Origin of the sequence: Paracoccus sp. (in: a-proteobacteria) (assembly GCF_030536915.1) — a bacterium.
Taxonomy (GTDB): Bacteria; Pseudomonadota; Alphaproteobacteria; order Rhodobacterales; family Rhodobacteraceae; genus Paracoccus.
The window spans coordinates 65,141-90,232 of the sequence record NZ_JAUNPC010000001.1 but is presented as its reverse complement, the minus strand read 5'-3'; the positions used below and the strand labels follow the sequence as shown (position 1 = coordinate 90,232).

Genomic DNA, 25,092 nt, shown 5'->3' with positions numbered 1-25,092 from the left:
TGGCGCGCGCCCTGCGGGCCCTGAATGGGACGGATGGACCCGCGCTTTACTGCAGCCGGGTCGAGATCCGGGACGAGGCGCTGCGCCCCCTGGGCCTGTCGCGCCTGCCGGTCAGCCCGCCCTCGTTCCGGCATGCGCTGGTCCAGAACCTCGTGCCCGGCAACACGGCGGTGCTGAACCCCGCCGCAGCTGGGCTAGTCCGCAGGGCGGCGGCCGGCGCTGACGGGGTGGTGATGCATGACTGGTGGCTTTACCAGCTGGTGACCGGCGTCGGCGGCCGGGTCATTCACGATCCCGCGCCCTCGCTGATGTATCGCCAGCATGGCAGGAACGTCGTGGGCGCCAATGACGGCGCGGTCGCACGGCTGGCCAGCCTGGCGCGGATGCTGCGGGGCCTGCACCGGGACTGGAGCCATGAGAACCTGCGCGAGATGCAGCGGCTGCGGGACTGGCTGACGCCCGAGAACCGCTGTGTGCTGGACCGCTTCGCGGCGCTGAACGGCCCTGGACCCTTGCGCCGCCTGCGGGCGATGCGGCAGGGGGGCTTCTACCGGCAGGGACGGCTTTCGCAGGCCACGCTCTGGGCGGCGGCGGCGCTGGGGCGGGTCTGATCCCTTGCAACCGCCGCCCGCCTGCCGCAGCCTCGCCGCCGTCCAACCGGAGTCCCCATGCGCCTGATCCTGAACGCCGGCCTGATCGCGCTGACGCTCGGCTATACGCTCAGCCAGTTCTACCGCGCCTTCCTTGCGGTGCTCAGCTCGACCCTGCAGGCGGAACTGGGGGCCAGCCCCGGCGATCTGGCGCTGTCCTCGGGGATGTGGTTCCTGGGCTTCGCGCTGATGCAGGTGCCGGTCGGCTGGGCGCTGGACCACCTGGGCCCGCGCCGCACCTCGGCCGCCTTCCTGGCGCTGGGAGGCGGCGGGGGCGCCGCGGTCTTCGCGCTTGCCGGCGAGGTCTGGCACCTGCATCTGGCGATGGGACTGATCGGGATGGGCTGCGCCCCGGCGCTGATGGCGGCTTACTACATCATCGCCCATGAATATCCCCGCGCGGCCTTTGCGGGCCTGACGGGGATGATCGTGGGCCTCGGCTCGGCGGGCAACATCCTGGGCGCCGCGCCACTGGTGTCGCTGATCCATGCCATCGGCTGGCGCGAGTCGCTGTGGCTGCTGACCGCCGTGACGCTGGGGGTGGCGGTTCTGCAATGGCTGGTGGTGCGCGACCCGCATCACGCGGACGGCGCGCCGAAGGGCAGCGTCCTGCAGATCCTGGGGCTGCGGGTGCTGTGGCTGATGCTGCCGCTGTTTGCCGTCAGCTATGCCTCGTCGGCGGCGATCCGGGGCTTGTGGGCCGCGCCCTACCTGCGCGACGTCTTCGGCGCGGATGACATGATGATCGGGCGGGCCACGCTGGTCATGGGGATCGCCATGGTGGTGGGCAACCTCATGGCGGGGTCCTTCGTGCGGCTCTGCCGGTCGCTGCGCGGCGCGGTCATGGCGGGACACGCGCTGTCCATCGCGGCGCTGGCGGGGCTGGTGCTGCTGCCGGGGGAAAGCCTGCTTCTGTCGGTGGCGCTGCTGGGGCTGGTCGGGCTGACCGGGACCAACTACGCGCTGATCATGGCCCATGCGCGGGGGTTCCTGCCGGTGCATCTGCTGGGCCGGGGCGTCACCTTCCTCAACATGATCTCGATCGGGGGCGTGGGAATCATGCAATTCGCCTCGCGCCCGCTGCACCAGTCGGCCTCGGGGGCCTTTGCGGCGCCGGGGGCCTATGCGATGCTGTTCCTGTTCTTCCTGGCGCCGCTGGTCGTCGGAACCCTGCTTTACCGCTTGGCGCCCGAGGCCGCCGATGACTGAGCCGCGCGACATCGAGGTGGTGGCGCCGAACCTCAAGCGGCGCCTGTCCGGCGTCACGGCGACCGTGGTGCGGCTGATCCCGGTGCAGGCGCGCATGATCGGGATCGTGGCGACCGGGCCGGGGCTGCCGCCGAACCTGCCGCACATTCCCCTGGCGCGGGCGGCCAGCCTGCCGCGGGACCGCTGGCGGGTCTGGCACGCGCGGCGGAACACGGAAATGGCGCTGGGGCTGGTCCTGCGCCACCTGCTGCGCCGCCGCTACCGCCTGCTGTTCACCAGCGCGGCGCAGCGGCGGCACACCGGCTTCACCCGCTGGCTGATCCGGCAACAGGATGCGCTGATCGCCACATCGCCGCAGGCGGCGTCATATCTGGAACGCCCGGCAGAGGTGATCCTGCACGGGGTCGATACAGGGGTCTTCCATCCGGCAACCGACCGGGCGGCCCTGCGGCGCGAGATGGGGCTTGACCCCCATGCGCTGCTGATCGGCTGCTTCGGCCGGGTCAGGGCGCAGAAGGGCGTCGATCTGCTGGTTGAGGCCGCGCTGCGGGTCTTTCCCCGCCATCCGAGGGCGCAGCTTGTCTTCAGCGGCCGCATCACCTCCGACAACCGCGCTTTTGTCGATGAACTGATGGCCAGGGCGCAGGCGGCTGGCATCGCTGACCGCATCCGCTTTCTGGGCGAGATCCCCTGGGACGACGTGGTGCGGCTTTACCGGGCGCTCGACCTCTTTGCCGCCCCTGCGCGGTGGGAAGGCTTCGGCCTGACCCCGCTGGAGGCGATGGCCAGCGGCGTGCCGGTGATCGCGGCCCGCGTGGGCGCCTATGAGACGCTGATCCGGGATGGCGAGACCGGCACGCTGGTCCCGCGCGAGGACATGGAGGCACTGGCCGCCGCGCTGGACCGCTGGCTGTCCGACGATGCGGAACGCGAGGCCGCGGGCCGCGCCGCCCGCGCCCATGTCGAGGCCAACCACGCCATCGAGGGCGAGGCCCGCGCCATTGTCTCCGTGTATCGCCGCCTGCTGGAAGCGCCCCGATGAACCGGCTGCGATTCCATCCTGCCCGGATGCCGGGGGATATGGCGAGTGCCGCATTGCCGCTGCCGCAGGGCCGATCCGGGCGGGCGCGATGACCCCATTGCGCTTCTATCTTGCCCGGACGCTGCGGGACGAGGACACCATGGCCCGGCTGTCGGTGCCGCAGGCCGAACTGCTGGCGGCGGCCGGGGGCCGGCATGTCGCGCTGGTCGGCAATGCCCGCGCCCTTTCGGCGCAGAGCCATGGCGCCGCCATCGACGCGGCGGGGCTGGTGGTCAGGATCAACCGGGCGCCGATGACCGCGGCCGAAAGCCACGGAACCCGCACCGACTGGCTGGCGCTGGCCGTGCGCTTGACCGAGGCGGACCGCAAGCGGCTGGACCCTGCGCGCATCCTGTGGATGTCGCCCAAGCGCAAGCGGCTGGATTGGGCAAGCGCCAGCAGCCCCGGCTTCTATCTGCATCCGCTAGCGGATTTCCATGCGCTTGCCCGCCGGCTCGGGGCGCCGCCCAGCACCGGGATCATGGCGATCGACCTGCTGCTGCGGGCGCCGCTGAAAAGCCTTGGCCTTTACGGCTTCGACTTCTTTGCCTCGGAATCGCTGTCGGGGTCGCGCAGCGCGGCGCAGGTGCCCCATGACTTCGCGGCCGAGGCCGCATGGGTCCGCGCCCGCGCCGCGGTTGATCTGCGCCTGCGGCTCAACTGAGATCCCGCCCCTCGTCCCAGATCTCGGTCAGCGACCGGTTGCCGATCCGCATCAGCCGCGCCAGCGTGGCGGAAAGCCCGATTCCGTCCCGCCGTTCCGCGCAGGCCGCCACGTCGGCGCCAACCGCCGCCAGCGAGGTCAGCCCCACCTGCCAGGCCAGCCGCGACAGCATCCCGGACCGTTCCGCAAGCCCGGCCATGTCGCCGGACAACGCCGCATGGCGGGTATCCGACAGCCCTTGCGCCAACTGTTCCAGCGCCACGCAGATGACATTATGGGCCGCCGTCTCGCCCAGCTCGTCCACGATCTCGGCCAGCCGGCGCGCATCCACCTGCACCGCTTCCTGCATGCTGAGAACCATCAGATCCGCCATCGTCCCGCCTTGTCCCGTCCTGCCCCGTGTCCCGCACGTTTCGGGCAGATTGCGGATGGGCGGCTAAGAAATCCTTGAGGCAGATGGCAGAAAAGTCTCGAACTTTAGGCATTCGCGGACTATCCACGCGGCCGAGACCCGCATGAGGCCCCCATGACCGCCGTCCGTCCGCTGCCCAGTTACCTCGTCCACCGCTTTCATGGCTGGCACGCCACGTCCTATGCCGAGAACCGCACCTGGTATCGACGATTGGCCGACGATGGCCAGCGCCCCCGGGCGATGGTGATCTCGTGCTGCGATTCCCGCGTCCATGTCACCTCGATCTTCGGGGCCGACAGCGGCGAGTTCTTCATCCACCGCAACATCGCCAACCTGGTGCCGCCCTATGCGCCCGACGGCGAGCAGCACGGCACCTCGGCCGCCGTCGAATACGCCGTGCGCTCGCTTCGGGTCGCGCATCTGATCGTGATGGGCCACAGCCAGTGCGGGGGCGTCGCGGGCTGCCACGCCATGTGCTCGGGCCGCGCCCCCGAACTTGAGGAAGCGACCAGCTTCGTCGGCCGCTGGATGGACATCCTGCGCCCGGGCTATGAGCGCGTGACAGGGCTTCCCGCCGAGGAACAGGTCGATGCGCTGGAAAAGATGGCCGTGCAGGTGTCGCTGGACAACCTGATGACCTTCCCCTTCGTCGCCAATGCCGTCCAGTCGGGCGAGCTGTCGATGCACGGGCTGTGGCACGACATCCGCGATGGCGAGCTGATGATGCTGACCGACGACGACCGCTGGACCCGGGTCTGAAGAACAAAAAAGGCGGCGCCCGCTGGGACGCCGCCTGATCATTTCCTGGAAAAAAGGTCAGGCGGCGCCCAGCCCCTCGCTCGATGCGAAGAACATCGCCTGGCTGACGGCCGAGCGGACCTGCTCTTCCGAATAGGGCTTGGAGATCAGGAACGCGGGCTCGGGACGGTCGCCGGTCAGCAGCCGTTCCGGGAAGGCGGTGATGAAGATCACCGGCAGGTCGCCCAAGGATCCCAGCAGCTCGTTCACCGCATCGATGCCCGACGAGCCGTCGGCCAACTGGATGTCGGCAAGGATCAGGTCGGGGCGGCGGTTCGAGGCGAGTTCCACGGCGGCGGTATGGGTGCGGGCGACGCCCGTGACCTCGTGCCCCATCGCCTGAACGATGCCCTTGAGATCCATGGCGATGATGGTCTCGTCCTCGATGATCATCACGCGGCCGCGAATGGCGCGGCCCATCTCGTTCAGCGCGATCTGGACCAGTTCCTCGGCCTCTTCCTGGTCGATCTGCATGATCTTGGCGATCTGGTCGTAGCGCAGTTCCTCGATCGTGCGCAGCAGCAGCGCCTCGCGCGAGTTGGCAGTCAGGCCGCGCAGGTGCGACTGGGCCACGGCCTCGCGCGAGTTCTGGTCGTCGCTGGCCACCGGCTGGCCCGAGCTTTGCCAGATGGCGTGAAAGGTGCGGAACAGCCCGATGCGGGTTTCCTCGCCCGTCATCAGGCTGCGGTCGCTGAGAATGGCTTCCAGCGTGGCCGCGGCATAGTTGTCACCCGCCGTCTGACTGCCGGTCAGGGCGCGGGCATAGCGACGCAGATAGGGCAGCTCGCGGCCGATGGATTGGGCAAGATCAGCAGCGGACATGGCGTAACCTCAAAATTATCCCCGTGGGAACCTTGACGTCCTGTAGCCGTTGGGCAACGTGCACACAAGATTTCCGGGACTGACAAATATATGAATACGAGGCGGGAAGAACGAAAACGCGCCGCCCTTGAGAAGCAGATTGATGAAAATCTGCGGCGCGTCTATGAGCAGGAAACCCAGCAGGAGGTCCCCGACCGCTTTCTGATCCTTCTCGAGCGCCTGCGCGAGCAGGAGTGATGCGGATGTCCAGAGCGGCCGATAGCAGGGCCCAGTCCGGTCCCGACCCCCGCAGCGAGCTGGTGGATCATCTGCCCGCGTTAAGGGCCTTTGCCCTGTCGCTGACCCGCGAAAGCGCCTCCGCCGACGACCTCGTGCAGGATACCATCGTCAAGGCCTGGACCAACATCGAGAAGTTTCAGGCCGGCACCAACCTGCGCGCCTGGCTGTTCACGATCCTGCGCAACACCTTCTATTCCGCCCGCCGCAAGACCCGGCGCGAGGTCAGCGACACCGATGGCATCCATGCCGCCCGGCAGGCGACCCGCCCCGAACATGACGGACGGCTGGCGATGAACGACTTCAAGGTGGCCTTTGCCCAGCTTCCCGACGAGCAGCGCGAGGCGCTGATCCTTGTCGGCGGATCGGGCTTTTCCTATGAGGAAGCCGCCAACATGACCGGCGTGGCCGTGGGCACCGTCAAGTCGCGCGCCAATCGCGGCCGCCGGCGTCTGGCCGAACTGCTGCAGATGGCCGAGGGCGAGGAACTTGACATGACCGACCGCGCGACCCTGGCCGTGATGGCGGTGAACCACCCCGTTTCCCGCTGAAGGCGCGGGGCCATGCTGGGAAAGGGCGCGTCCTTCACCCGGACACTGGGGTTCCGGCTGGGGATGCTGCTGAGCATCGCGATCCTGCCCATCGGGATGATCTCGATCCTGCAGACGCTGCATCTGTCGCGCGAAGCCGAGCGGTCGTCCGAGATCGCCATCCAGGGACGCACCGCCGCCGCCGCCGCGGGTGAACGGGCGCTGCTGCAGGGCGCGATCGGGACGGCGGATGCGCTTGGCAGTTCGGTGCTGACGCTTCTGGGCGATCCGGCCGCCTGTTCCGAGATGATGCGCGATTTCGTCCAGCGCAGCGCGACCTTTGTTTATGCCGGCTTCACCGACACCACGGGCCGCAACGCCTGTTCCTCTGCGGACGGGGTCGTGGACCTTGGCAACTCGCCGCATTTCCTGCAGTTCATGCGCGAACCGGGAACGCTGATCACTGCCTCGGCGAATGGGCGGGCTTCGGGGCAGTCGGTGGTGATCGTGTCGCAGCCGCTTTACCGCGAACAGGACCTGCTGGGCTATGTCGCAGTGTCCCTGTCGCATGACCTGCTGCGTTCGACCCATGCGACGGCCTACTGGTCGGACGGCGCCCGCATCCTGACCTTCAACAGCGCGGGCCAGTCGCTTGTGGGCGATTTCGAAAGCGACAACGATCCCGCCGCGATCCTGCCGAAAGGCATGACGCTGGATGCGCTGATCCCGCTGACGGACACGACCTTCAGCGGCATCTCGAACTCGGGCGAGCAGCGGGTGTTCTCGGTCGTCGCGGTGGTGCCCGACCTGGTCTACGCACTGGGCAGCTGGAGCCCGCAGCTGACCGGCATTGCCGGGCTGACGGTATCGCGGCTGGCTGCCGTGCTGTTCCCCGTTGCCCTATGGGCGGTATCGCTCGCCGTAGCCTATTTCGCGGTCTATCGGCTGGTGCTGCGCCATGTGCGCGAATTGCGAAGCCAGATGCGCCGCTTTGCCCTGGGCAACCGCGACGCCCCGCCCCCGATCCTGGAAGGCGCGCCGGGCGAGATCCGCGACGTCAGCGAGACATTTCACAACATGGCCCGCATCCTGATCCGCGACGAGGCGGCGATGGAGGAAGTCGTCGCCGAAAAGACGGTGCTGCTGAAAGAGGTCCATCACCGGGTCAAGAACAACCTGCAACTGATCGCCTCGATCATCAACATGCAGGGGCGGATGATCGACGACACCGACGCCAAGCGGGTCCTGCGGTCGGTGCAGGACCGGGTGGCGTCGCTGGCGACGATCTACAAGAACCTCTACCAGGCCGAGCATCTGGATTCGGTCGAGGCCGACCGCCTGATCCGCGACATCATCGGGCAGATGTCCACGGCAACCGTCGTCAACGACCAGTCGATCCAGATCGACACCCAGCTTGACCCGCTGGTGCTGCTGCCCGACCAGGCGGTGCCGCTGACCTTGCTGACCACCGAGGCCTTCACCAACGCGCTCAAATACGCCGGAAAGGCTGAAGGACAGGAACGGGCCTGGGTCCGGGTGCAGTTGCGGGTGGATGACGAAGGCAACGCGGTGCTGACGATCGAGAATTCGCTGGGCCAGCCGCTGAACAGCCTGGAGGGCACCGGCCTTGGCAGCCAGTTGATCGAAGCCTTCGCGATGCAGCTTGACACCGAGACCGAGGTGACGGCAACCGACGACGTCTTCACGCTGCACATGCGCTTCACGCCCGATACGCATCATTCGCTGCGCGAGCCGGAGGAGCGCAGGGTAGTGCTGACATCGGCCGCGCGCGAAGGGGCGCAGCACTGACCGCCGTCAGCCCGCGTCCTGCTTGCGCTTTTCAGCCATCCGGCGCGCCAGCGTGCGGGCCTTGCGCGCCTGCACCAGCCGCTTGTGGCGGTCCATCTCGACATTGATGAGCGCGCCCATCATCACCGAGAAACCGGCCAGATAGAACCACATCAGCAGCGCCACAACCGCACCGATGGACCCGTAGATGCGGTTGTAGCTGTCGAACCGCGCCAGATAGAGCGAAAAGGCCACCGAGGCCGCGGCCCAGGCAAGGGCCGCGAACAGCGCCCCCCAGGTGAAGATGCGGGTGCGCGGTCTCTTCACGTTCGGGCCGTAGCGGTAAAGGATGCCGATGCCGATGATCACGATCAGGAACATGGCGACCCAAGGCGTCACGCCGATCAGCCAGCTTCGCAGCGGCCCATGTTCCATGAAATTGAAGGCCAGCGGCACGATCACGATGGTGGCAAGCCCGAGGATCACCACCCCCACGATGGCCAGCGTCAGCGCATAGGCCAGCACGAAGCCCACGATCGTGGAATGCGAGCGCACCCCGTAAGCCGCGTTCAGCCCGCGCACCAGCGCATCCACCCCAGCCCGCGCCGCGACGGTGGCGATCACGAAAGAGATCGCCGAGGCCCAGCCAAGCTGCGTGCGCCCGCCCGAGGTCAGGGCGTCGATCTGGGCGTGCAGGATCTCCGCGGCCTGGCCGGGCACGAATTCGTCCACGTAGCGGTCGTATTCCTGGATGATCGCCGGATCGAACCAGAGGCCCCAGAGGGCGATCAGGGCGGCAAGGCCGGGAAAGACGGCGAACATGGCGTAAAAGGCCACCCCGGCGGCGATCAGACCCATGTGGATCTTGTCCATACGCTCGAACAGGGCGGCGACGAAGGACCAGGATTCGCGCAGGTAGCCGATCATGGGAAAGGCCCGGGGCGGGGATCAGCCCGCCGGCGCATGGCGCGACCACAGGGCCTTGGCGCCGATCCGTTCGACAAAGGCGGCATGGGCCTGTCGCTCGGCGGCGGTGATGCGGGGGGGCAGCGCCGCCGGACGCGGGGCGCGCGGGCGGACAGGATCCGAGGCGGCGCCGTCGGCCGCGCGGGCCTCGGCCTGCGGCACCAGCACCAAGTCGGGCTGGCGGCCGCCGATCAGTTCCAGATAAACCTCGGCCAGAAGCTGGCTGTCCAGAAGCGCGCCGTGCAGGGTGCGGTTGGAATTGTCGATCCCCCAGCGCCGGCAAAGCGCGTCCAGCGACACCGGCGCGCCCGGAAACTTCCCCCGCGCCATCGCCACGGTGTCGAGTGCCCGGGACATCGGCATCGTGGGATGGCCGGCGCGGCGCAGTTCCGCGTTCAGGAACTTCATGTCGAAGGCCGCATTGTGGATGACCAGCGGGGCATCCTGGACGAAGGCGATGAAATCGCCGGCCACTTCCGCGAAGCGTGGCTTGTCGGACAGGAACTCGGTCGAAAGCCCGTGGACGGCAAAGGCATCGGCCGGCATGTCGCGTTCGGGATTGATGTAGACGTGGAAATGCTGGCTGGTGGGCAGGTGGTTCATCAGCTCGACAGCGCCGATCTCGACGATGCGGTCGCCAGTGTCGGGATCGAAGCCGGTGGTTTCGGTGTCGAGGACGATCTCACGCATGGGTCCTGGTCTTTCGGGCGGCGATTTCGGCAAGGATGGCGTCCACGGCGGCTTCCGCCTCGGCCAATGTCGCGGTGGGGATGATCCAGGTCGCGCGGGCACGGCGGTCGGCGTCCACCATCTGGCGCGACAGGATCAGGTCAAGCGTCGCTTCATCCATGCCGGAACGGGACAGGACACGGGCGCGCTGAACCTCGGTCGGGGCAGAGACGACGGCGACGCCGTCCATCTGCGCCTCTGCCCCCGTTTCGAACAGCAGCGGGATATCGAGCAGCACGACCGGCTCATCGGCATTTGCCGCGATGAAGGCCTGCCGATCGGCCGCGACAAGGGGGTGGACGATGGCTTCGAGTTGCGCGAGGCGCGACGGGTCCTCGGCGAGCAGGCGTTTCAGCACGGTGCGGTCGATGCCATCGGGGCCGAGCGCCGAGGGGAAGGCTGCCCCGACAGGTTCGACCGCGGCACCGCCTGCCGCGTAAAGCCGGTGAACGGCGGCGTCGGCATCCCAGATCGGGACGCCGCGGCTTGCGAACATCGCGGCGGTGGTGGTCTTGCCCATGCCGATGCCGCCGGTGAGGCCGAGCCGGAAGCTCATCCCGACACCGCCGCGCGCAGGGCGTCATCGACCTGGGGTCTGACGCCGAACCAGCGCTCGAACCCCGGTGCCGCCTGGTGCAGCAGCATCCCGAGGCCGTCCACCGTGACGCAGCCGCGCGCGCGGGCGGCGCGGAGGAAATCCGTGTCCAAGGGCGTATAGACAAGGTCCGTCACCAATGCATCGGGCGACAGCCGGTCCAAGGGAACCTGCAGGGGGGGCTGGCCCTCCATGCCCATGGAGGTGGTGTTCACGACGGTTCCGGCACCCTCCAGCATCCCGCCCGCGTCCGACCAGTCATGGACGGTGACGCGCGCGCCGAAATCCTCGCGGATACGCTCGGCACGCTCGCGGGAACGGTTGGCGATCCGCAGTTCGGGCACACCCTGGTCCAGAAGCGCCGCAACCACGGCCCGCGCGGCGCCCCCCGCGCCGATGATGGCGGCCGAACCGGAGGAGGGCTGCCAGTGCGGCGCCTGCTGCATCAGGTTGGCGATGAAGCCCTCGCCGTCGGTGTTGTCGGCGTGGATGCGGCCGTCGGTACGAAAGATCAGCGTGTTGGCCGCCCCGATCAGGGCCGCGCGGTCGGTGACGACATCAGCCAGCGCCAGCACGGCCTCCTTGTGCGGGATGGTGACGTTTGCGCCGACGAAGCCCATGCACGGCAGGGACCGCAGGACTTGCGCAAGATGTTCGGGTTTAACGGCAAGCGGCACGTAATGGCCGCGCAGCCCGTGCCGCTGCAGCCAGTGCCCATGCAGTACGGGCGAGCGCGAATGGGCCACGGGCCAGCCGATCACCCCGGCCAGCGGCACCTGCGCTGCCCCGTGATCCTGCCGATCCGCCATCATCGACGCTGTGCCGTGGTTCATTCCGCATCCTCGCCGCCCTGCCACATCTGTCTAGCCCGCGTACAATTCAAGGGGAAGGACCACGGCTGTGGATAACCGCGGTGCAAAACCGGGGCGGGAGGAAGGCGATGACAGGGGACAATTGCTGACCGCTTGAGGGTTGTGGATCAGGACATGAGACAGAAGGCGAACATGAGGGATTCATCCACAGGAAGACAAGTTGTCCCGAAGTCATCCCGGCCTTGTGGATTAACAGGGTTATCCACAGGGTGGATTTGTATTTCAAAATATTGAATATATTAAGTTATATTGAGGTAAAGGGAGATGCTCCCACAGGATTTTCCCACAGGCGGATTCGGTGGATTGAATCGCGTGAAAAGCGTGTCTTCCGAAGTCCACAGCCCCTACCACCACATCTACCTTTCTTATCTTTCCTTTCTTAAGGATAAGATGGCAAAGGAGATGGCGCATGATCACCGATTGGCTTGGCACTGCTTACCCATGGATCAAGGCGTTCCATGTCATGGCGGTGATTTCCTGGATGGCAGGCCTGTTCTATCTGCCGAGGCTGTTCGTTTATCATGCCGAGCGCGGGACCACGGCCGGAGAGCCGCGCGACAGCCTTCAGATCATGGAATACAAGCTGCTGCGGTTCATCATGGGCCCCGCATCCATCGCGACATGGCTTGCGGGGCTTGCGCTGGTGTTCACGCCGGGCATCGTGGACTGGTCGATGGCCTGGCCATGGACCAAGGCTCTTGCCGTGATCGGCATGACCGTCTTCCATCACTGGCTGATGGTCGAGCGGAAGAAGCTGTCGCGCAGCGAAGGATCGCCAGGCCGGCACTATCGGCTGATGAACGAAGTGCCCACCTTGCTGATGGTGGTCATCGTGTTGTCGGTGATCGTGAAGTTCTGAAGATTTGACTCAAGCGCAGTTAAGGCCTATGTGCCGTGGCGTGCCCCGTCCGGGGCGAATCCATCCGACATGAGCATGCCGCAGCGCCCGGCCCGGGCCGATCCGGCGCATGGTGACATGATGACCGAAGAACGCCTCAACCTCGCCGACCTGAAGGCCAAGAGCCCCGCCGACCTGCTGTCTATCGCCGAGGAATGGGAGATCGAGAACGCTTCCACCATGCGGAAGGGCGAGATGATGTTCTCGCTGCTGAAGGAGCATGCCGAGGAAGGCTTCGAGATTGGCGGCGATGGCGTGCTGGAGGTCGTGCAGGACGGCTTCGGCTTCCTGCGCTCGCCCGAGGCGAATTATCTACCCGGCCCTGATGACATCTATGTCAGCCCTGACATGATCCGTCAGCACAGCCTGCGCACCGGTGACACGGTCGAGGGCGTGATTCGGGCACCGGGCGAGAACGAGCGTTACTTTGCGCTGACAAAGGCCGAGAAGATCAACTTCGAGAGTCCAGAGAAGGCCCGCCACAAGGTGGCCTTCGACAACCTGACTCCGCTTTATCCCAACGAGCGGTTGCGGATGGAACTGGAGGATCCGACGGTCAAGGATCGCTCGGCCCGCATCATCGATCTGGTGGCGCCGATCGGGAAAGGGCAGCGGTCATTGATCGTGGCGCCGCCGCGGACCGGGAAAACGGTGCTGTTGCAGAATATAGCGCATTCGATTGAGAAAAATCATCCGGAATGCTATCTCATCGTGCTGCTGATCGACGAGCGGCCCGAGGAAGTCACGGACATGCAGCGCTCGGTCAAGGGCGAGGTGATTTCCTCGACTTTCGACGAACCGGCCACCCGGCATGTTGCTGTCAGCGAGATGGTGATCGAGAAGGCAAAACGGCTGGTGGAACACAAGCGGGATGTGGTGATCCTGCTGGATTCGATCACGCGCTTGGGACGGGCGTTCAACACGGTCGTGCCCTCCTCGGGCAAGGTGCTGACCGGCGGTGTCGATGCAAATGCGTTGCAGCGGCCCAAGCGGTTCTTTGGCGCTGCGCGGAATATCGAGGAAGGCGGCTCGCTGACGATCATTGCGACGGCCCTGATCGACACCGGCAGCCGCATGGACGAAGTGATCTTCGAGGAGTTCAAGGGCACCGGCAACAGCGAGATCGTGCTGGATCGGAAGGTCGCCGACAAGCGGGTGTTCCCGGCCATGGACATTCTCAAGTCGGGTACCCGCAAGGAGGAGCTGCTCGTGGATCAGAAGGATCTGCAGAAGACCTATCTGCTGCGTCGCATCCTGAACCCGATGGGCACGACGGATGCGATCGAGTTCCTGATCTCGAAGCTGAAGCAGACCAAGACCAATGCCGACTTCTTCGAATCGATGAACGCCTGAGCATGGGATGTCCACGATCTACGCCGAAGCGACGCCTCCCGGCCGGGGCGGAATCTCTGTCGTTCGCCTGAGCGGACCCGAGGCGCGCCGGATTGGGGAGGCCCTTGCCGGACCACTGCCCGAGGCTCGGCGGGCCGAACTGAGATCATTGCGGGACGGCGAGTTGATCGACCGGGGCTTGGTGATCCGCTTCGACCAAGGATCGAGCTTCACCGGCGAGGATGTCATCGAGTTCCAGATTCACGGTGCCCGTGTGGTGGTGCGTCGGCTTGAAGCCGCATTGCGGCGGCATGGCGCGCGCTTGGCAGAACCAGGCGAGTTCACGCGCCGGGGGCTGATGAACGGTGCAATTGCCCTGAGCGAGGTCGAAGCACTGTCTGATCTTTTGGTCGCGGAAAGCGAAGCCCAACGGAAGCAGGCGATGCGGGTCGTGTCGGGCGAACTTCTTCGATGGACCGATAGCCTGCGCGAACGGCTCGTCCGGGCCGGAGCGTTGATCGAGGTTTCAGTGGATTTCGCGGACGAAGAGGTCCCTGATGAGGTCCCGGCGGAGGTATTCGAACTGCTGGAAGGCGTGCGACGGGACATTCAGGTTGCACTTGCCGGCTATCCGGCAGCTGAGCGGATACGGGCCGGTTTCCAAGTGGCGATCGTCGGACCCCCGAATGCGGGGAAGTCATCGCTGCTGAACCGGATCGCAAAGCGGGAATTGGCGTTGGTCAGTGATGTGGCGGGCACGACCCGCGATGTGATCGAGCTTCATACCGACCTTGGTGGTCTAGCGGTCACGTTTCTTGACACTGCGGGTCTTCGCAACACACAGGATCATGTCGAGTCATTGGGAGTTGAGCGTGCGCTGGATCGTGCGCGCAATGCAGACCTGAGAATACACCTGTCTGATGATAGCCAGCCTGTCCAGAGTCTTCTGATGAATGATGATCTGGTTCTTCGTACCAAGGCTGACTTGGGCGGAACCGGCATCTCGGCTGTGTCCGGGGTCGGTATAGCTGAGATGTTGGAAGAGGTAAGGGATCGGCTGAGTCAGCGGGTGGCCGGGGCCGGCGTCATCACGCGGCGCCGGCAAGCCGAGTGTCTGGAGAGTGCAGCAGAGGCGCTTGACATAGGAACCAACCAGCCGGCCGAAGTTCTGGCAGAGACGGTGCGGCATGCTTCACAGCGGTTGAGCGAGGTTGTTGGACGCATCGCTGTGGATGACTATCTTGACGAGATCTTCTCGCGCTTCTGCATAGGCAAGTAGGTGCTTCACGTGAAACATTTCGATGTCATTGTGATCGGAGCTGGTCATGCGGGGCTTGAAGCCGCGGCAGCTGCGGCCCGCTTGGGTGTGACGGTTGGTCTGGTAACGATGCGTGCTGACGACCTAGGAACCATGTCGTGCAATCCAGCGATCGGTGGTCTTGGGAAGGGGCATCTGGTCCGGGAAGTAGATGCACTTGACGGGCTCATGGGTCGCGCTGCAGATGCTGCAGGGATTCAGTTTCGTCTTTTGAACAGGCGTAAGGGGCCGGCGGTTCAAGGACCACGTGTGCAGGCTGATCGGGCATTATATCGGACGGCGACAAGAGAACTTGCCAAGGTCTCAGGGCTGCGACTTTTAATCGGTGAAGTGTCGTCTCTTGTTGTCGAGGACCAACGTGTTCAAGGTATAATCCTCAACACAGGTGATGAGATCAAATGCACCACCGTGATTGTGGCCGCAGGCACCTTCCTGAACGGCCTGATTCATGTAGGAGATGTAGCTCGCCCTTCGGGGAGGTGGGGCAATGATCGTTCTGCAGGATTGGCAGCGGCATTGCTTAAGATAGAACTTCCTCTTGGCCGGTTAAAAACCGGAACACCACCGAGGTTGTCGCGTGGCTCCATAGAGTGGGACAGTCTTCAGCAGCAGCCGGGAGATCCCGATCCGGTCATGATGTCTTTCATGAGCGTGAAACCGCAAGCACCTCAGGTTGCATGTGCGATCACTCATACGAACGAGCGAACCCATCAGATCATCCTTGATAATCTGAATCAGTCTGCGATGTATGGTGGAAGGATTGACAGCAAGGGTCCTCGCTACTGTCCATCAATAGAAGACAAAGTGGTCCGCTTCTCTGAAAAGACTAGCCACCAGATCTTCCTTGAGCCTGAAGGCCACGATAGCGATCTTGTCTATCCGAATGGGATTTCAACCTCTCTGCCAGAGAAGGTTCAGCTAGAATATGTCAGATCCATCCGCGGGCTTGAAGCGGCTGAGATTGTCCAACCAGGCTATGCGGTCGAATACGACTATATCGACCCTCGCGCATTGAAGCCGACCCTGGAATTAAAGTCGATCCAAGGTCTTTATCTCGCCGGTCAGATCAACGGGACGACCGGCTATGAAGAAGCGGCGGCCCAAGGCTTGGTAGCCGGCTTGAATGCGGCGCTTTTCGTTCAGGACAGAGCGCCTGCTGTGTTCAGCAGGACGGAAAGCTATATTGGCGTAATGATCGACGATCTGGTCACTCGTGGCGTAACTGAACCATACCGCATGTTCACCTCTCGGGCCGAGTTCCGTCTTTCGCTCCGCGTCGACAATGCAGACCGTCGCCTGACTCCGAAAGGGATTGAATGGGACCTTGTGGGAGAAGAGCGTAGAACACGATTCCAGGAAAAGCTGCAGCGGTTCGAGCATGTCCAGAGAACCTGTCAGAACATCAGCTTTACGCCACAGGAACTCGGTCGCCGGGGCATAATTGTCCGGCAGGATGGAAACCACCGGACAGCTTTCAGTCTTTTGGGTCAGAGCGATGTGGATACTTCCAGTATCCTGGCTTTGTTGCCGCCTGACATCGCCGATGACAAAGAGGGGCTGGATCTTGTCTGTAATGAGGCAATGTATGCCCAGTTCACAGAGCGCCAGCAGCGGGATGCTGCTGACATACGCCGGTATGAGAGCCTCATCATCCCGACCGAGCTCAACTACGATAACGTGGCAGGATTGTCCAAAGAGTTACAGCTAAAACTGGCGCGTCATCGACCTGCGAATATCGCCCAAGCTGCTGCCGTCGAAGGGATGACACCTGCAGCCCTGAGCCTTCTGATCGCACGCCTGCGTACGCGGTCCGGAACAGCAGCATGAATGCTTCACGTGAAGCGAAGCTGGTGCAATATGCAGAACTCGTCAGAAGATGGAACCCGAGGATCAATCTCGTAGCGCGGACTACAATCGAGGACATTGAAACGCGCCATATCCGAGACAGCTTGCAACTGAATGATCTTGTATCACCTAGCGCAGGCACCTGGATGGACATCGGCAGTGGTGGAGGTCTGCCAGGCCTGGTCTTGGCGATCTGTCGGCCTCAAACCTCTTTCCGGCTTGTGGACTCGGACAGTCGAAAGGTTGTTTTCCTGCAGACGGTCATCCGCGAACTGTCGCTTCCGAACTGCACAGCACAGGCAGCGCGCATCGAAAACCTTTCCCCGGCTAAGGCTCTTACCCTCAGCGCCCGTGCGCTTGCACCTCTTGAGCGCCTCATGCCATATCTCGCCAGGCATCTGGCGCCAGAAGGAACCGCTTGGCTGATGAAGGGTCGAAATTGGCAAACCGAACTCGCCCCCACGCAAGAGTCGTGGAACTTCGAGCTGAAGATCCATCCCAGCAAGACCGACGAGGACGCGGCCATCCTCCAGATCTGGAATGTTAAGCATGTATGACCGCACCATCATCGCCATCACCAATCAGAAGGGTGGCGTTGGCAAGACGACCACGGCTATCAACCTGGGTGCTGCTTTGGCGGAGAATGGTGTCGAGGTCACCATCATCGACCTTGATCCTCAAGGAAACGCTTCCACCGGCTTGGGTGTAGATCCTGAGGATCGGGAAACCACCAGCTACGATCTCCTGACCGGCGATGTCGACTGGACGAAGGCGCGCCATCGGACCGGCTTGGCGAACCTCACCATCGTTCCGGCAACGCCTGACTTGGCCTCAGCCGAACTCGACATCGCCTCGCGTACGCGGCGGACGCATCTTCTGTCCGATGCATTGCAGCAGGCAACGGGTACGGTTCTGATCGACTGCCCCCCCGCCCTTGGCCTGCTTACCCTCAACGCGATGGTTGCCGCCGACAGCGTAATCGTGCCTCTGCAAGCCGAATTCTATGCGCTGGAAGGACTTTCGCAACTCATGCTGACCATTCGAGAGGTCAGGAACTCGGCAAATCCACACCTCCGGATCGAGGGGGTTCTCCTGACAATGGCGGACTCCCGGAACAACCTGTCCCAGCATGTCGAAGCAGATGCCCGCAAAACTCTGGGTCCGCTTGTCTTCAGGACTGTCGTGCCCCGAAATGTCCGGGTGTCGGAATCGCCCTCTCACGCTTTGCCGGTGATCCACTACGACCCTTCTTCCAAGGGCAGCGCTGCTTACCGTGCCCTGGCAATCGAACTGATCGATCGTAACCGCGATCAGGGAAAGGCAGCACATGGCTGATCCGAAACCCCGCAAGGGAGGCCTTGGGCGTGGCCTCTCCGCGCTCATGGCCGATGTCGAACTGTCGCCGGGAACTCAGACGCGCAGCACCCTGAATGTTCCTGTCGAACAAATCATCCCGAACCCTGACCAGCCACGGCGCCAGTTTGATCCTGAGGCGCTGGCCGAACTTGCAGCCTCCCTGCGCAACCGGGGTGTGTTGCAACCGCTGATCGTCCGTCCTCACCCGAATGAGCCGGATCTCTACCAGATCGTTGCCGGGGAACGCCGATGGCGTGCGGCCCAGATCGCGCAATTGCACGAACTTCCGGTTCTGGTCCGAGAATTGGACGACACCGAAGTGCTCGAAGTGGCGCTGATCGAAAACATCCAGCGCGCCAATCTCAATCCGATCGAAGAGGCGGCTTCCTTCCGTCAGCTCATGGATCGTTTCGGCCATACCCAGGAAAGGCTCGCCGAGGCTCTGGACAAGAGCCGCAGCCACATCTCGAACCTCCTGCGGCTGCTGAATCTTCCCGATCAGGTTCAGGGTTTTGTGCGGGATGGAAAAATCAGCGCCGGCCATGCCCGGGCTCTCATCACCGCTCCTGATCCCATCGCCATGGCGCGCAAGGTCATCGACCGCAATCTTTCCGTCCGTGAGACAGAAGCTCTCGCCCGCCAGGTGGCGGAACGCCCCGCATCTGTGCCAAAACAGGTGAAAGACGACAAGGACGCAGATACCCGCGCGTTGGAGGCGGATCTTTCCGCGCATCTCAAGATGCGCGTCAAAATCGAACACGCAGGTCAGGATGGTGGACGCGTCACGGTCACATACCGCGACCTGGAACAGTTGGATCGTCTTTGCCAACTTCTGGGCGCTGGCGCCTGATATTCAGGCCAGTGCCCGCAGGATCGCATTCAACACTGGCCGTCCTTTTGCGGTGGCCTGCAGTCGACCGGAGGACACTCCGACCAACCCCATTTCGTCCAGTTCTGCGATGACATTGTCTGAGATCGGCTCTCCCGCGAGGCGGGTATAACGCCCTAGGTCCATGCCTTCGGCCAGCCGCATCGACATCAGCAGGTATTCGGTCGCCTGTTCATCCCGCGGCACTGGCACACGCGGAATTTCACCTGCACCTTTCCTGACAGCTTCAAGCCAAGCGCCGGGTGCGCGGGGGGCCTCGGTCGCCCAGCGGCAACCTTCCAGCGTCAGCCGTCCATGCGCCCCGGGACCGATGCCGGCCCAATCGCCCTGTCGCCAGTAAACGAGATTGTGCCGGCTCTCGGACCCTTCCCGCGCATGATTCGACACCTCATAAGCCGGAAGCCCGTAGGACAGGCAGATTTCCTGCGTATCCAGATACATATCGGCAGCAAGGTCGTCATCCGGCAGCCCCTTCAAGCCGCCCGCTGCGGCGCGGGCGCCAAAGGCTGTGCCGTCCTCGATGGTCAGTTGATAAAGCGACAGGTGATCGACCGCCATCTCCAGCGCTTCGCGCAACTCGGCTTTCCATGCAGCCCGGGTCTGGTCCTGCCGCGCATAGATCAAGTCGAAACTGACCCGAGGGAAGCAGCCCCGCGCAACCTCGAAGGCCGCGCGCGCCTCGGAAACACTGTGCAATCGCCCAAGCCGCCGCAGGTCGGCGTCGTTCAATGCCTGCACCCCCATGGACAGGCGATTGACCCCAGCCTCTGCATAGCCTTGGAAGCGACCGCGTTCGACGCTGCCCGGATTGGCTTCAAGGGTGATCTCGATGTCATTGGCGAGGCCCCAAGCCGACCGGGCCGCATCGATCACCGCCCCGACCACCTCCGGCTCCATCAGCGACGGCGTGCCCCCGCCAAAGAAGATGCTGCGAAGAATGCGCCCTCTTGTTTCCTCGGCGACCCTAGCGATTTCGGACCGGTAAGCTTCCAGCCACCTGCGCTGGTCGATCACCGCCGCAACATGACTGTTGAAATCGCAGTAAGGGCACTTGGACGCGCAGAAGGGCCAGTGAACATAAAGCCCAAAGCCGCCATCCAGCCAATCCTGATCTGCACCCTCGTTCACGCGCCCAGTATCGCCCTGAGCTTGCGGAACGCTTCGGCCCGATGGCTGATCGCGTTCTTTTCCTCTGCCGTCATCTCGGCATAGGTCCTGTCGTGACCTTGGGGCAGGAAGATCGGGTCATAGCCATGCCCCAACTGCCCCCGCGGCGGCCAGACCAGCCGCCCCGGTGCAACGCCCTCGAACACCTCCTCATGCCCGTCCGGCCACAGCATCAGCAATGTCGCCCGGAACTGGGCAGTCCGGGGCTCCGGCACGCGGCGAGCCTCTAGCTCGTCCCATGTCCGCTGCATGGCCTGCATGAAATCCCGTCCGTCCGCTGTCCCCGCCCAGTCGGCGGTGTGTACCCCCGGCGCGCCGTCAAGCCCGTCCACGGTGATCCCGCTGTCATCGGCCAGCGCCGGCAACCCGGTGGCAGCCATCGCTGCCCGCGCCTTGATCCGCGCGTTTCCGATAAAGCTTGTCTCGGTCTCGGCAGGTTCGTCCAAGCCCATTTCGGCTGCACCGAGAACCTCGATCCCGTGCGGAGCGAAAAGCGCCCGCATCTCCTCCAGCTTGCCGGCATTATGGGTTGCGACCAGCAGCTTCCCTTCCAGAAACCGCCTCATGACACGGCAGCTTTCTGCGCCACAACCAGTTCGGCCACGCCCTTCTCGGACAGGTCGAGCAGCGTGTTCATCTGATCGCGGGAAAAGGCCGAGCCTTCCGCCGACATCTGCACCTCGATCAGGCGCATGCCTCCGGTCAGCACGAAGTTCCCGTCTGTGCCCGCCTCGCTGTCTTCTGCATAATCCAAGTCCAGCACCGGCTGGCCTGCATAGATGCCGCAACTCACCGCCGCGACATGGTCCAGGATGGGGTCGCTGGCAATCAGCTTCGCATCCAGCAGCCGGTTCACCGCCAGACGCAGCGCCACCCAGCCACCGGTGATCGCCGCGCAGCGGGTTCCGCCGTCGGCCTGGATCACATCGCAGTCGATCACGATCTGCCGCTCTCCAAGTGCCAGCCGGTCCACACCCGCCCGCAGCGCCCGTCCGATCAGGCGCTGGATTTCCTGCGTGCGGCCGGATTGCTTTCCCGCCGCAGCCTCGCGGCGGTTGCGGCTGTGGGTCGCCCGCGGCAGCATGCCGTATTCCGCCGTCACCCAGCCCTGCCCGGTTCCGCGCAGGAATGCCGGCGGCTTCTCCTCGATCGAGGCCGAACACAGCACATGTGTATCCCCCATGCGGATCAGGCAGGACCCTTCGGCATGGCTCATCACCCCGGTTTCGATTGAAATCGGGCGCAGTTCCACTAACTTCCGGCCAGAGGGTCGCATGCGTGATCCTTTCCGGCCCTCGGGCCATCTTCTTGACTGCCGCAAACTAAAGGCTCCGTCCCGGTCCCTGCAACCCGAATGCCCCAGCCTCCCGATCTCTTCGCCGATCTGAACGACCGCTCGCGCGAGGTTTTCCGCAGGGTAGTCGAAGCCTATCTTCAAACCGGAGAGCCGGTAGGATCGCGCACGCTGACCCGCGGGATGCCGGTTTCCGCCGCCACGATCCGCAACGTCATGCAGGATCTGGAATACATGGGCCTGCTGGAAAGTCCCCATGTCTCGGCCGGCCGCTTTCCGACCCAGCTTGGCCTGCGCCTTTTCGTCGACGGCCTGATGGAGGTCGGCCCCATCGGCCCCGAGGACCGCTCGCGCATTGCCGAGATCATGGGCGACGTCCCTTCCGACACCGGGGCGATGCTCGACCGTGTCTCCACGGCGCTGTCCACCATCACCCGGGGGGCGTCGGTGGTGCTGATGCCGAAGCAGGAGGAAGCGGCCCTCAAGCATATCGAGTTCGTCAGCCTCGGGCCGGACCGTGCCCTGGTGATCCTCGTCTTCGCGGATGGACGGGTGGAAAACAGGCTGTTCACCCCCCCGCATGGCCAGACGCCCAGTTCGCTGCGCGAGGCGGGGAACTTCCTGTCGGCGCGCGGCGAAGGGCATACGCTGGCCGAGTTGCGCCGGGACATGGCCCTGCATCTGTCCCGCGCCCGCCAGGAACTCGACACCCTGGCCGCGCAGCTTGTCCAGACGGGGCTGGCCTCCTGGGATGCCGATGCGCCGGACCCGAGGCTGATCGTCCGAGGCCGTGCCAACCTGCTGGATCACGAAGCGGCCGACCTCGACCGCATCCGCAGTCTTTTCGACGACCTGGAACGCAAGCGCGACATCGCCCGTTTCCTTGAACTGGCGGAAGAGGGGCAGGGCGTGCGGATCTTCATCGGCTCGGAAAATGAGCTTTTCTCACTTTCGGGTTCCTCTCTCGTCGTTTCGTCCTATATGAACGCTGACCGCAAGATCGTGGGCGCGGTGGGGGTGATCGGGCCGACGCGCCTGAACTACGGCCGCATCGTCCCGATCGTCGATTACACGGCCCAGCTTGTCGGCAAGGTCCTGTCCGACCGCAAAGGATGAGAGATGAACGATACGCAGAATCCCAATGATCTGTCGGAATTGCCGCTGGAAGACCTGTCGCAGGACGGCGACCTGTCCCTTGATGAGTCCGTCATGGACGGCGAGGACCCGCGCATCGCAGCCCTGACGGCCGAGCGCGACGAGTTGCGCGACCGCTTCATGCGCGCCCTTGCCGATGCCGAGAATGCCCGCAAGCGCGCCGAAAAGGACCGCCGCGAGGCCGAGAACTACGGCGGCTCCAGGCTGGCCCGCGACCTGCTGCCGGTCTACGACGCCCTGACCCGCGCCATCGATGCGGCCGACCGCACGGTCGCGCCCGATCTTGTCGAAGGGGTCGAACTGACCCTGCGCGAATTGCAGAACGTCTTTTCCCGTCACGGTGTCCAGGTCATCGCGCCGGCCATCGGCGACCGCTTCGACCCGCTTCTGCACGAGGCGATGTTCGAGGCGCCTGTTTCCGGCACGAAGGCGGGAGACATCATCCAGGTCATGGTCAACGGTTTCATGCTGCATGACCGCCTGTTGCGGGCGGCCCAGGTCGGCGTCTCGTCGCAGCCTGCTGTCAATTGAGACCGTAAGCGGTTACAACCTTCGGCGGACTTGATCGCGGGGACCGACCCGGTCACCTTCTTCAAAGGTCAAGGAGGACGGCCATGGCAGACACCTCGGCAATCAGGATCCACCCCGCCGTCGATGACGGCGTAAAGGCGTCGCACCAGGACTTCGCGGGGGGCGAGCTTACCTGCAGATGCAGTTCGAACCCCGTCCGCGTCCGCGTGGGCGGGCAGACGGCGCATAACCATGTCTGCGGCTGCACCAAGTGCTGGAAGCCCGAGGGGGCGCTTTTCAGCATGGTCGCCGTGGTGGGACGCGACGCCATCGAAGTCGTCGAGAACGGCGACAAGCTGCAGGTCGTCAACAAGGAGGCGCCGATCCAGCGCTATGCCTGCCGCGACTGCGGCACCCACCTGTATGGCCGCATCGAGAACACCGAGCATCCCTTTTACGGGCTTGACTTCGTCCATACCGAACTGTCGGACAAGGAAGGCTGGGCCGCGCCGGAATTCGCGGCCTTCGTGTCCTCGATCATCGAAGCGGGCGTGAATCCCGAGCGGATGCCGGCGGTCCGTGCCCGGCTGCGGGAACTCGGCCTTGAACCCTATGACGCGCTGTCGCCGCCACTGATGGATGCGATCGCGACCCATGTCGCCAAGAAATCCGGCAAGTTCAACACGTTGAACGTGTGAGATCTGCCGCCTGATCCAAGCCCCCGAAGGGCCGGCCTTTGCCGGCCCTTTCGGCATGACACCCGGCCTGACGGCCGGAACCCAAGGAGAGATTGATGAGAACTCGTGCCGCCGTCGCGCTGGAAGCCGGCAAACCGCTGGAAATCATGGAAGTGAACCTTGAAGGCCCGAAAGCCGGCGAGGTTCTGGTCGAGATCAAGGCCACCGGCATCTGCCACACCGACGAATTCACCCGCTCGGGCGACGACCCGGAAGGCATCTTCCCCGCGATCCTCGGCCATGAGGGCGCGGGCGTGGTGGTCGAGGTTGGCGCCGGCGTCACCTCGGTCAAGCCGGGCGATCATGTGATCCCGCTTTACACCCCCGAATGCCGCCAGTGCGCTTCCTGCCTGTCGGGCAAGACCAACCTCTGCACGGCGATCCGGGCGACCCAGGGCCAGGGCCTGATGCCGGACGGCACCTCGCGCTTCTCGATGCTGGATGGCACCCCGATCCACCACTACATGGGCTGCTCGACCTTCTCGAACTACACCGTGCTGCCGGAAATCGCGGTGGCGAAGGTCCGCGAGGACGCGCCCTTCGACAAGATCTGCTACATCGGCTGCGGCGTGACGACCGGCATCGGCGCGGTCATCAACACCGCCAAGGTGGAGATCGGGGCGAAAGCAGTTGTTTTCGGCCTAGGCGGGATCGGGCTGAACGTGATCCAAGGCCTGCGGCTTGCCGGCGCCGACATGATCATCGGCGTGGACCTGAACAACGACAAGAAGCCGATGGCCGAAAAGTTCGGCATGACCCATTTCATCAACCCGAAAGAGGTCGAGAACGTCGTCCAGGAAATCGTCAACATGACGAAGACGCCCTTCGACCAGATCGGCGGCGCGGATTACACCTTCGACTGCACCGGCAACGTCAATGTCATGCGCCAGGCGCTGGAATCGGCCCACCGCGGTTGGGGCCAGTCCATCGTCATCGGCGTGGCGCCCGCGGGGGCCGAGATCGCGACCCGGCCCTTCCAGCTTGTCACCGGCCGCGTCTGGAAAGGCTCGGCTTTCGGCGGCGCCCGCGGGCGGACCGACGTGCCGAAGATCGTGGACTGGTACATGGACGGCAAGATCGAGATCGACCCCATGATCACCCACACCCTGAAGCTCGAGGACATCAACAAGGGCTTCGACCTGATGCACGCCGGTGAATCCATCCGGTCGGTCGTCATTTACTGATCCTTCAGGGATGCT

27 protein-coding genes and 1 pseudogene are annotated in these 25,092 nt (G+C 64.4%); 19 read left to right on the top strand and 9 right to left on the bottom strand.

Going from position 1 to position 25,092, the window contains the following annotated elements:
- The 4 genes and pseudogenes from Q4F04_RS00465 to Q4F04_RS00450 all read left to right on the top strand — a co-directional run.
- A pseudogene (locus Q4F04_RS00465) lies at nucleotides 1-611 on the top strand (glycosyltransferase family 2 protein); the annotation flags it as partial.
- 57 nt (nucleotides 612-668) lie between these two features.
- Nucleotides 669-1,859: an MFS transporter gene (locus Q4F04_RS00460; protein WP_303367865.1), complete on the top strand. Its 1,191-nt coding sequence runs from the start codon at nucleotides 669-671 to the stop codon at nucleotides 1,857-1,859.
- Entirely contained in the window at nucleotides 1,852-2,901 is a 1,050-nt protein-coding gene (locus tag Q4F04_RS00455; RefSeq protein ID WP_303367864.1) for a glycosyltransferase family 4 protein, read from the top strand. Before Q4F04_RS00460 ends, Q4F04_RS00455 begins: the two co-directional genes overlap by 8 nt.
- A gap of 88 nt (nucleotides 2,902-2,989) precedes the next feature.
- Nucleotides 2,990-3,604 (top strand): glycosyltransferase family 29 protein, encoded by a 615-nt coding sequence (locus Q4F04_RS00450; protein ID WP_303367863.1) that lies wholly within the window; start codon nucleotides 2,990-2,992, stop codon nucleotides 3,602-3,604.
- Here Q4F04_RS00450 and Q4F04_RS00445 read toward each other — a convergent pair.
- Complete coding sequence (locus Q4F04_RS00445; RefSeq protein ID WP_303367862.1) at nucleotides 3,597-3,977, bottom strand: hypothetical protein; 381 nt, start codon at nucleotides 3,975-3,977, stop codon at nucleotides 3,597-3,599. The genes Q4F04_RS00450 and Q4F04_RS00445 overlap by 8 nt on opposite strands.
- A 153-nt stretch (nucleotides 3,978-4,130) precedes the next feature.
- Between Q4F04_RS00445 and Q4F04_RS00440 the strand changes: the two genes are divergently transcribed.
- A complete protein-coding gene (locus tag Q4F04_RS00440) occupies nucleotides 4,131-4,775 on the top strand; it encodes a carbonic anhydrase (RefSeq protein WP_303367861.1) in 645 nt (214 codons plus the stop codon).
- Nucleotides 4,776-4,832: 57 nt separating this feature from the next.
- Here Q4F04_RS00440 and Q4F04_RS00435 read toward each other — a convergent pair whose 3' ends face one another.
- Nucleotides 4,833-5,636: a response regulator gene (locus Q4F04_RS00435; RefSeq protein ID WP_303367860.1), complete on the bottom strand. Its 804-nt coding sequence runs from the start codon at nucleotides 5,634-5,636 to the stop codon at nucleotides 4,833-4,835.
- 90 nt (nucleotides 5,637-5,726) lie between these two features.
- Between Q4F04_RS00435 and Q4F04_RS00430 the strand changes: the two genes are divergently transcribed.
- From Q4F04_RS00430 to Q4F04_RS00420, 3 genes are read left to right on the top strand one after another with little or no spacing between them, the layout of a single operon-like run.
- The gene (locus tag Q4F04_RS00430; protein WP_095640339.1) at nucleotides 5,727-5,873 is read left to right on the top strand and encodes a NepR family anti-sigma factor; all 147 of its coding nucleotides are present in this window, start codon (nucleotides 5,727-5,729) and stop codon (nucleotides 5,871-5,873) included.
- 5 nt (nucleotides 5,874-5,878) lie between these two features.
- Nucleotides 5,879-6,463: an RNA polymerase sigma factor gene (locus Q4F04_RS00425; RefSeq protein WP_303367859.1), complete on the top strand. Its 585-nt coding sequence runs from the start codon at nucleotides 5,879-5,881 to the stop codon at nucleotides 6,461-6,463.
- A 12-nt stretch (nucleotides 6,464-6,475) separates the two neighbouring features.
- On the top strand, nucleotides 6,476-8,251 hold the full coding sequence (locus tag Q4F04_RS00420) for a histidine kinase dimerization/phosphoacceptor domain -containing protein (RefSeq protein WP_303367858.1): 1,776 nt from the start codon (nucleotides 6,476-6,478) through the stop codon (nucleotides 8,249-8,251).
- Between the two features lie 6 nt (nucleotides 8,252-8,257).
- Here Q4F04_RS00420 and Q4F04_RS00415 read toward each other — a convergent pair whose 3' ends face one another.
- Genes Q4F04_RS00415 through Q4F04_RS00400 form a run of 4 tightly spaced genes read right to left on the bottom strand, consistent with a single transcriptional unit; the run spans nucleotide 8,258 to nucleotide 11,332 of the window.
- Nucleotides 8,258-9,157 (bottom strand): YihY/virulence factor BrkB family protein, encoded by a 900-nt coding sequence (locus Q4F04_RS00415; RefSeq protein ID WP_303367857.1) that lies wholly within the window; start codon nucleotides 9,155-9,157, stop codon nucleotides 8,258-8,260.
- 21 nt (nucleotides 9,158-9,178) lie between these two features.
- The gene (gene dnaQ, locus Q4F04_RS00410; protein WP_303367856.1) at nucleotides 9,179-9,886 is read right to left on the bottom strand and encodes a DNA polymerase III subunit epsilon; all 708 of its coding nucleotides are present in this window, start codon (nucleotides 9,884-9,886) and stop codon (nucleotides 9,179-9,181) included.
- Nucleotides 9,879-10,481, bottom strand: a complete 603-nt coding sequence (gene coaE / locus Q4F04_RS00405; RefSeq protein ID WP_303367855.1) for a dephospho-CoA kinase — start codon at nucleotides 10,479-10,481, stop codon at nucleotides 9,879-9,881. The genes dnaQ and coaE overlap by 8 nt, the downstream gene beginning before the upstream one ends.
- The gene (locus Q4F04_RS00400) at nucleotides 10,478-11,332 is read right to left on the bottom strand and encodes a shikimate dehydrogenase (RefSeq protein ID WP_303367918.1); all 855 of its coding nucleotides are present in this window, start codon (nucleotides 11,330-11,332) and stop codon (nucleotides 10,478-10,480) included. Before Q4F04_RS00400 ends, coaE begins: the two co-directional genes overlap by 4 nt.
- A 472-nt stretch (nucleotides 11,333-11,804) precedes the next feature.
- On the opposite strand from Q4F04_RS00400, the gene Q4F04_RS00395 reads away from it, so the two are divergent.
- The 7 genes from Q4F04_RS00395 to Q4F04_RS00365 all read left to right on the top strand — a co-directional run bounded on the left by Q4F04_RS00395 (nucleotide 11,805) and on the right by Q4F04_RS00365 (nucleotide 18,991).
- Nucleotides 11,805-12,251: a CopD family protein gene (locus Q4F04_RS00395; RefSeq protein ID WP_303367917.1), complete on the top strand. Its 447-nt coding sequence runs from the start codon at nucleotides 11,805-11,807 to the stop codon at nucleotides 12,249-12,251.
- A gap of 120 nt (nucleotides 12,252-12,371) precedes the next feature.
- A complete protein-coding gene (rho, locus tag Q4F04_RS00390) occupies nucleotides 12,372-13,643 on the top strand; it encodes a transcription termination factor Rho (protein ID WP_303367916.1) in 1,272 nt (423 codons plus the stop codon).
- 7 nt (nucleotides 13,644-13,650) lie between these two features.
- Complete coding sequence (mnmE, locus tag Q4F04_RS00385) at nucleotides 13,651-14,901, top strand: tRNA uridine-5-carboxymethylaminomethyl(34) synthesis GTPase MnmE (RefSeq protein ID WP_303367854.1); 1,251 nt, start codon at nucleotides 13,651-13,653, stop codon at nucleotides 14,899-14,901.
- Between the two features lie 9 nt (nucleotides 14,902-14,910).
- The gene (gene mnmG, locus Q4F04_RS00380; protein WP_303367853.1) at nucleotides 14,911-16,767 is read left to right on the top strand and encodes a tRNA uridine-5-carboxymethylaminomethyl(34) synthesis enzyme MnmG; all 1,857 of its coding nucleotides are present in this window, start codon (nucleotides 14,911-14,913) and stop codon (nucleotides 16,765-16,767) included.
- A complete protein-coding gene (rsmG, locus tag Q4F04_RS00375; RefSeq protein WP_303367852.1) occupies nucleotides 16,764-17,342 on the top strand; it encodes a 16S rRNA (guanine(527)-N(7))-methyltransferase RsmG in 579 nt (192 codons plus the stop codon). Before mnmG ends, rsmG begins: the two co-directional genes overlap by 4 nt.
- Nucleotides 17,335-18,120 (top strand): ParA family protein, encoded by a 786-nt coding sequence (locus Q4F04_RS00370; RefSeq protein WP_303367851.1) that lies wholly within the window; start codon nucleotides 17,335-17,337, stop codon nucleotides 18,118-18,120. Before rsmG ends, Q4F04_RS00370 begins: the two co-directional genes overlap by 8 nt.
- Nucleotides 18,113-18,991, top strand: coding sequence for a ParB/RepB/Spo0J family partition protein (locus Q4F04_RS00365; protein WP_303367850.1), 879 nt, complete (start codon nucleotides 18,113-18,115; stop codon nucleotides 18,989-18,991). The genes Q4F04_RS00370 and Q4F04_RS00365 overlap by 8 nt, the downstream gene beginning before the upstream one ends.
- Nucleotides 18,992-18,994: 3 nt before the next feature.
- Here Q4F04_RS00365 and hemW read toward each other — a convergent pair whose 3' ends face one another.
- Genes hemW through rph form a run of 3 tightly spaced genes read right to left on the bottom strand, consistent with a single transcriptional unit; the run spans nucleotide 18,995 to nucleotide 21,473 of the window.
- Nucleotides 18,995-20,158 (bottom strand): radical SAM family heme chaperone HemW, encoded by a 1,164-nt coding sequence (hemW, locus tag Q4F04_RS00360; protein WP_303367849.1) that lies wholly within the window; start codon nucleotides 20,156-20,158, stop codon nucleotides 18,995-18,997.
- Complete coding sequence (rdgB, locus tag Q4F04_RS00355) at nucleotides 20,155-20,763, bottom strand: RdgB/HAM1 family non-canonical purine NTP pyrophosphatase (protein ID WP_303367848.1); 609 nt, start codon at nucleotides 20,761-20,763, stop codon at nucleotides 20,155-20,157. The genes hemW and rdgB overlap by 4 nt, the downstream gene beginning before the upstream one ends.
- The gene (rph, locus tag Q4F04_RS00350) at nucleotides 20,760-21,473 is read right to left on the bottom strand and encodes a ribonuclease PH (RefSeq protein ID WP_303367847.1); all 714 of its coding nucleotides are present in this window, start codon (nucleotides 21,471-21,473) and stop codon (nucleotides 20,760-20,762) included. The genes rdgB and rph overlap by 4 nt, the downstream gene beginning before the upstream one ends.
- 78 nt (nucleotides 21,474-21,551) lie before the next feature.
- Between rph and hrcA the strand changes: the two genes are divergently transcribed.
- From hrcA to Q4F04_RS00330, 4 genes are all read left to right on the top strand, one after another.
- Complete coding sequence (gene hrcA / locus Q4F04_RS00345) at nucleotides 21,552-22,607, top strand: heat-inducible transcriptional repressor HrcA (RefSeq protein WP_303367846.1); 1,056 nt, start codon at nucleotides 21,552-21,554, stop codon at nucleotides 22,605-22,607.
- A 93-nt stretch (nucleotides 22,608-22,700) separates the two neighbouring features.
- Nucleotides 22,701-23,177 carry a nucleotide exchange factor GrpE gene (locus Q4F04_RS00340; protein WP_303367915.1) on the top strand — a complete coding sequence of 159 codons (477 nt, stop codon included), beginning with the start codon at nucleotides 22,701-22,703 and terminating at the stop codon, nucleotides 23,175-23,177.
- Nucleotides 23,178-23,260: 83 nt separating this feature from the next.
- Nucleotides 23,261-23,854 (top strand): S-(hydroxymethyl)glutathione synthase, encoded by a 594-nt coding sequence (gfa, locus tag Q4F04_RS00335; RefSeq protein ID WP_303367845.1) that lies wholly within the window; start codon nucleotides 23,261-23,263, stop codon nucleotides 23,852-23,854.
- 95 nt (nucleotides 23,855-23,949) lie between these two features.
- Nucleotides 23,950-25,077: an S-(hydroxymethyl)glutathione dehydrogenase/class III alcohol dehydrogenase gene (locus Q4F04_RS00330; protein ID WP_303367844.1), complete on the top strand. Its 1,128-nt coding sequence runs from the start codon at nucleotides 23,950-23,952 to the stop codon at nucleotides 25,075-25,077.
- Nucleotides 25,078-25,092 lie beyond the last annotated feature (15 nt).

Bases quoted from the DNA above. Each gene is read 5' to 3' on its own strand.
- rdgB (WP_303367848.1), bottom strand. From the start codon at position 20,763: ATGAGGCGGTTTCTGGAAGGGAAGCTGCTGGTCGCAACCCATAATGCC.
- Q4F04_RS00420 (WP_303367858.1), top strand. From the start codon at position 6,476: ATGCTGGGAAAGGGCGCGTCCTTCACCCGGACACTGGGGTTCCGGCTG.
- Q4F04_RS00445 (WP_303367862.1), bottom strand. From the start codon at position 3,977: ATGGCGGATCTGATGGTTCTCAGCATGCAGGAAGCGGTGCAGGTGGAT.
- dnaQ (WP_303367856.1), bottom strand. From the start codon at position 9,886: ATGCGTGAGATCGTCCTCGACACCGAAACCACCGGCTTCGATCCCGAC.
- hrcA (WP_303367846.1), top strand. From the start codon at position 21,552: ATGCCCCAGCCTCCCGATCTCTTCGCCGATCTGAACGACCGCTCGCGC.
- rph (WP_303367847.1), bottom strand. From the start codon at position 21,473: ATGCGACCCTCTGGCCGGAAGTTAGTGGAACTGCGCCCGATTTCAATC.
- Q4F04_RS00460 (WP_303367865.1), top strand. From the start codon at position 669: ATGCGCCTGATCCTGAACGCCGGCCTGATCGCGCTGACGCTCGGCTAT.
- coaE (WP_303367855.1), bottom strand. From the start codon at position 10,481: ATGAGCTTCCGGCTCGGCCTCACCGGCGGCATCGGCATGGGCAAGACC.
- Q4F04_RS00450 (WP_303367863.1), top strand. From the start codon at position 2,990: ATGACCCCATTGCGCTTCTATCTTGCCCGGACGCTGCGGGACGAGGAC.
- Q4F04_RS00435 (WP_303367860.1), bottom strand. From the start codon at position 5,636: ATGTCCGCTGCTGATCTTGCCCAATCCATCGGCCGCGAGCTGCCCTAT.
- Q4F04_RS00400 (WP_303367918.1), bottom strand. From the start codon at position 11,332: ATGATGGCGGATCGGCAGGATCACGGGGCAGCGCAGGTGCCGCTGGCC.
- mnmE (WP_303367854.1), top strand. From the start codon at position 13,651: ATGTCCACGATCTACGCCGAAGCGACGCCTCCCGGCCGGGGCGGAATC.
- Q4F04_RS00425 (WP_303367859.1), top strand. From the start codon at position 5,879: ATGTCCAGAGCGGCCGATAGCAGGGCCCAGTCCGGTCCCGACCCCCGC.
- rho (WP_303367916.1), top strand. From the start codon at position 12,372: ATGACCGAAGAACGCCTCAACCTCGCCGACCTGAAGGCCAAGAGCCCC.
- Q4F04_RS00415 (WP_303367857.1), bottom strand. From the start codon at position 9,157: ATGATCGGCTACCTGCGCGAATCCTGGTCCTTCGTCGCCGCCCTGTTC.
- Q4F04_RS00330 (WP_303367844.1), top strand. From the start codon at position 23,950: ATGAGAACTCGTGCCGCCGTCGCGCTGGAAGCCGGCAAACCGCTGGAA.
- Q4F04_RS00370 (WP_303367851.1), top strand. From the start codon at position 17,335: ATGTATGACCGCACCATCATCGCCATCACCAATCAGAAGGGTGGCGTT.
- Q4F04_RS00340 (WP_303367915.1), top strand. From the start codon at position 22,701: ATGGACGGCGAGGACCCGCGCATCGCAGCCCTGACGGCCGAGCGCGAC.
- rsmG (WP_303367852.1), top strand. From the start codon at position 16,764: ATGAATGCTTCACGTGAAGCGAAGCTGGTGCAATATGCAGAACTCGTC.
- Q4F04_RS00430 (WP_095640339.1), top strand. From the start codon at position 5,727: ATGAATACGAGGCGGGAAGAACGAAAACGCGCCGCCCTTGAGAAGCAG.
- Q4F04_RS00455 (WP_303367864.1), top strand. From the start codon at position 1,852: ATGACTGAGCCGCGCGACATCGAGGTGGTGGCGCCGAACCTCAAGCGG.
- Q4F04_RS00440 (WP_303367861.1), top strand. From the start codon at position 4,131: ATGACCGCCGTCCGTCCGCTGCCCAGTTACCTCGTCCACCGCTTTCAT.
- gfa (WP_303367845.1), top strand. From the start codon at position 23,261: ATGGCAGACACCTCGGCAATCAGGATCCACCCCGCCGTCGATGACGGC.
- Q4F04_RS00365 (WP_303367850.1), top strand. From the start codon at position 18,113: ATGGCTGATCCGAAACCCCGCAAGGGAGGCCTTGGGCGTGGCCTCTCC.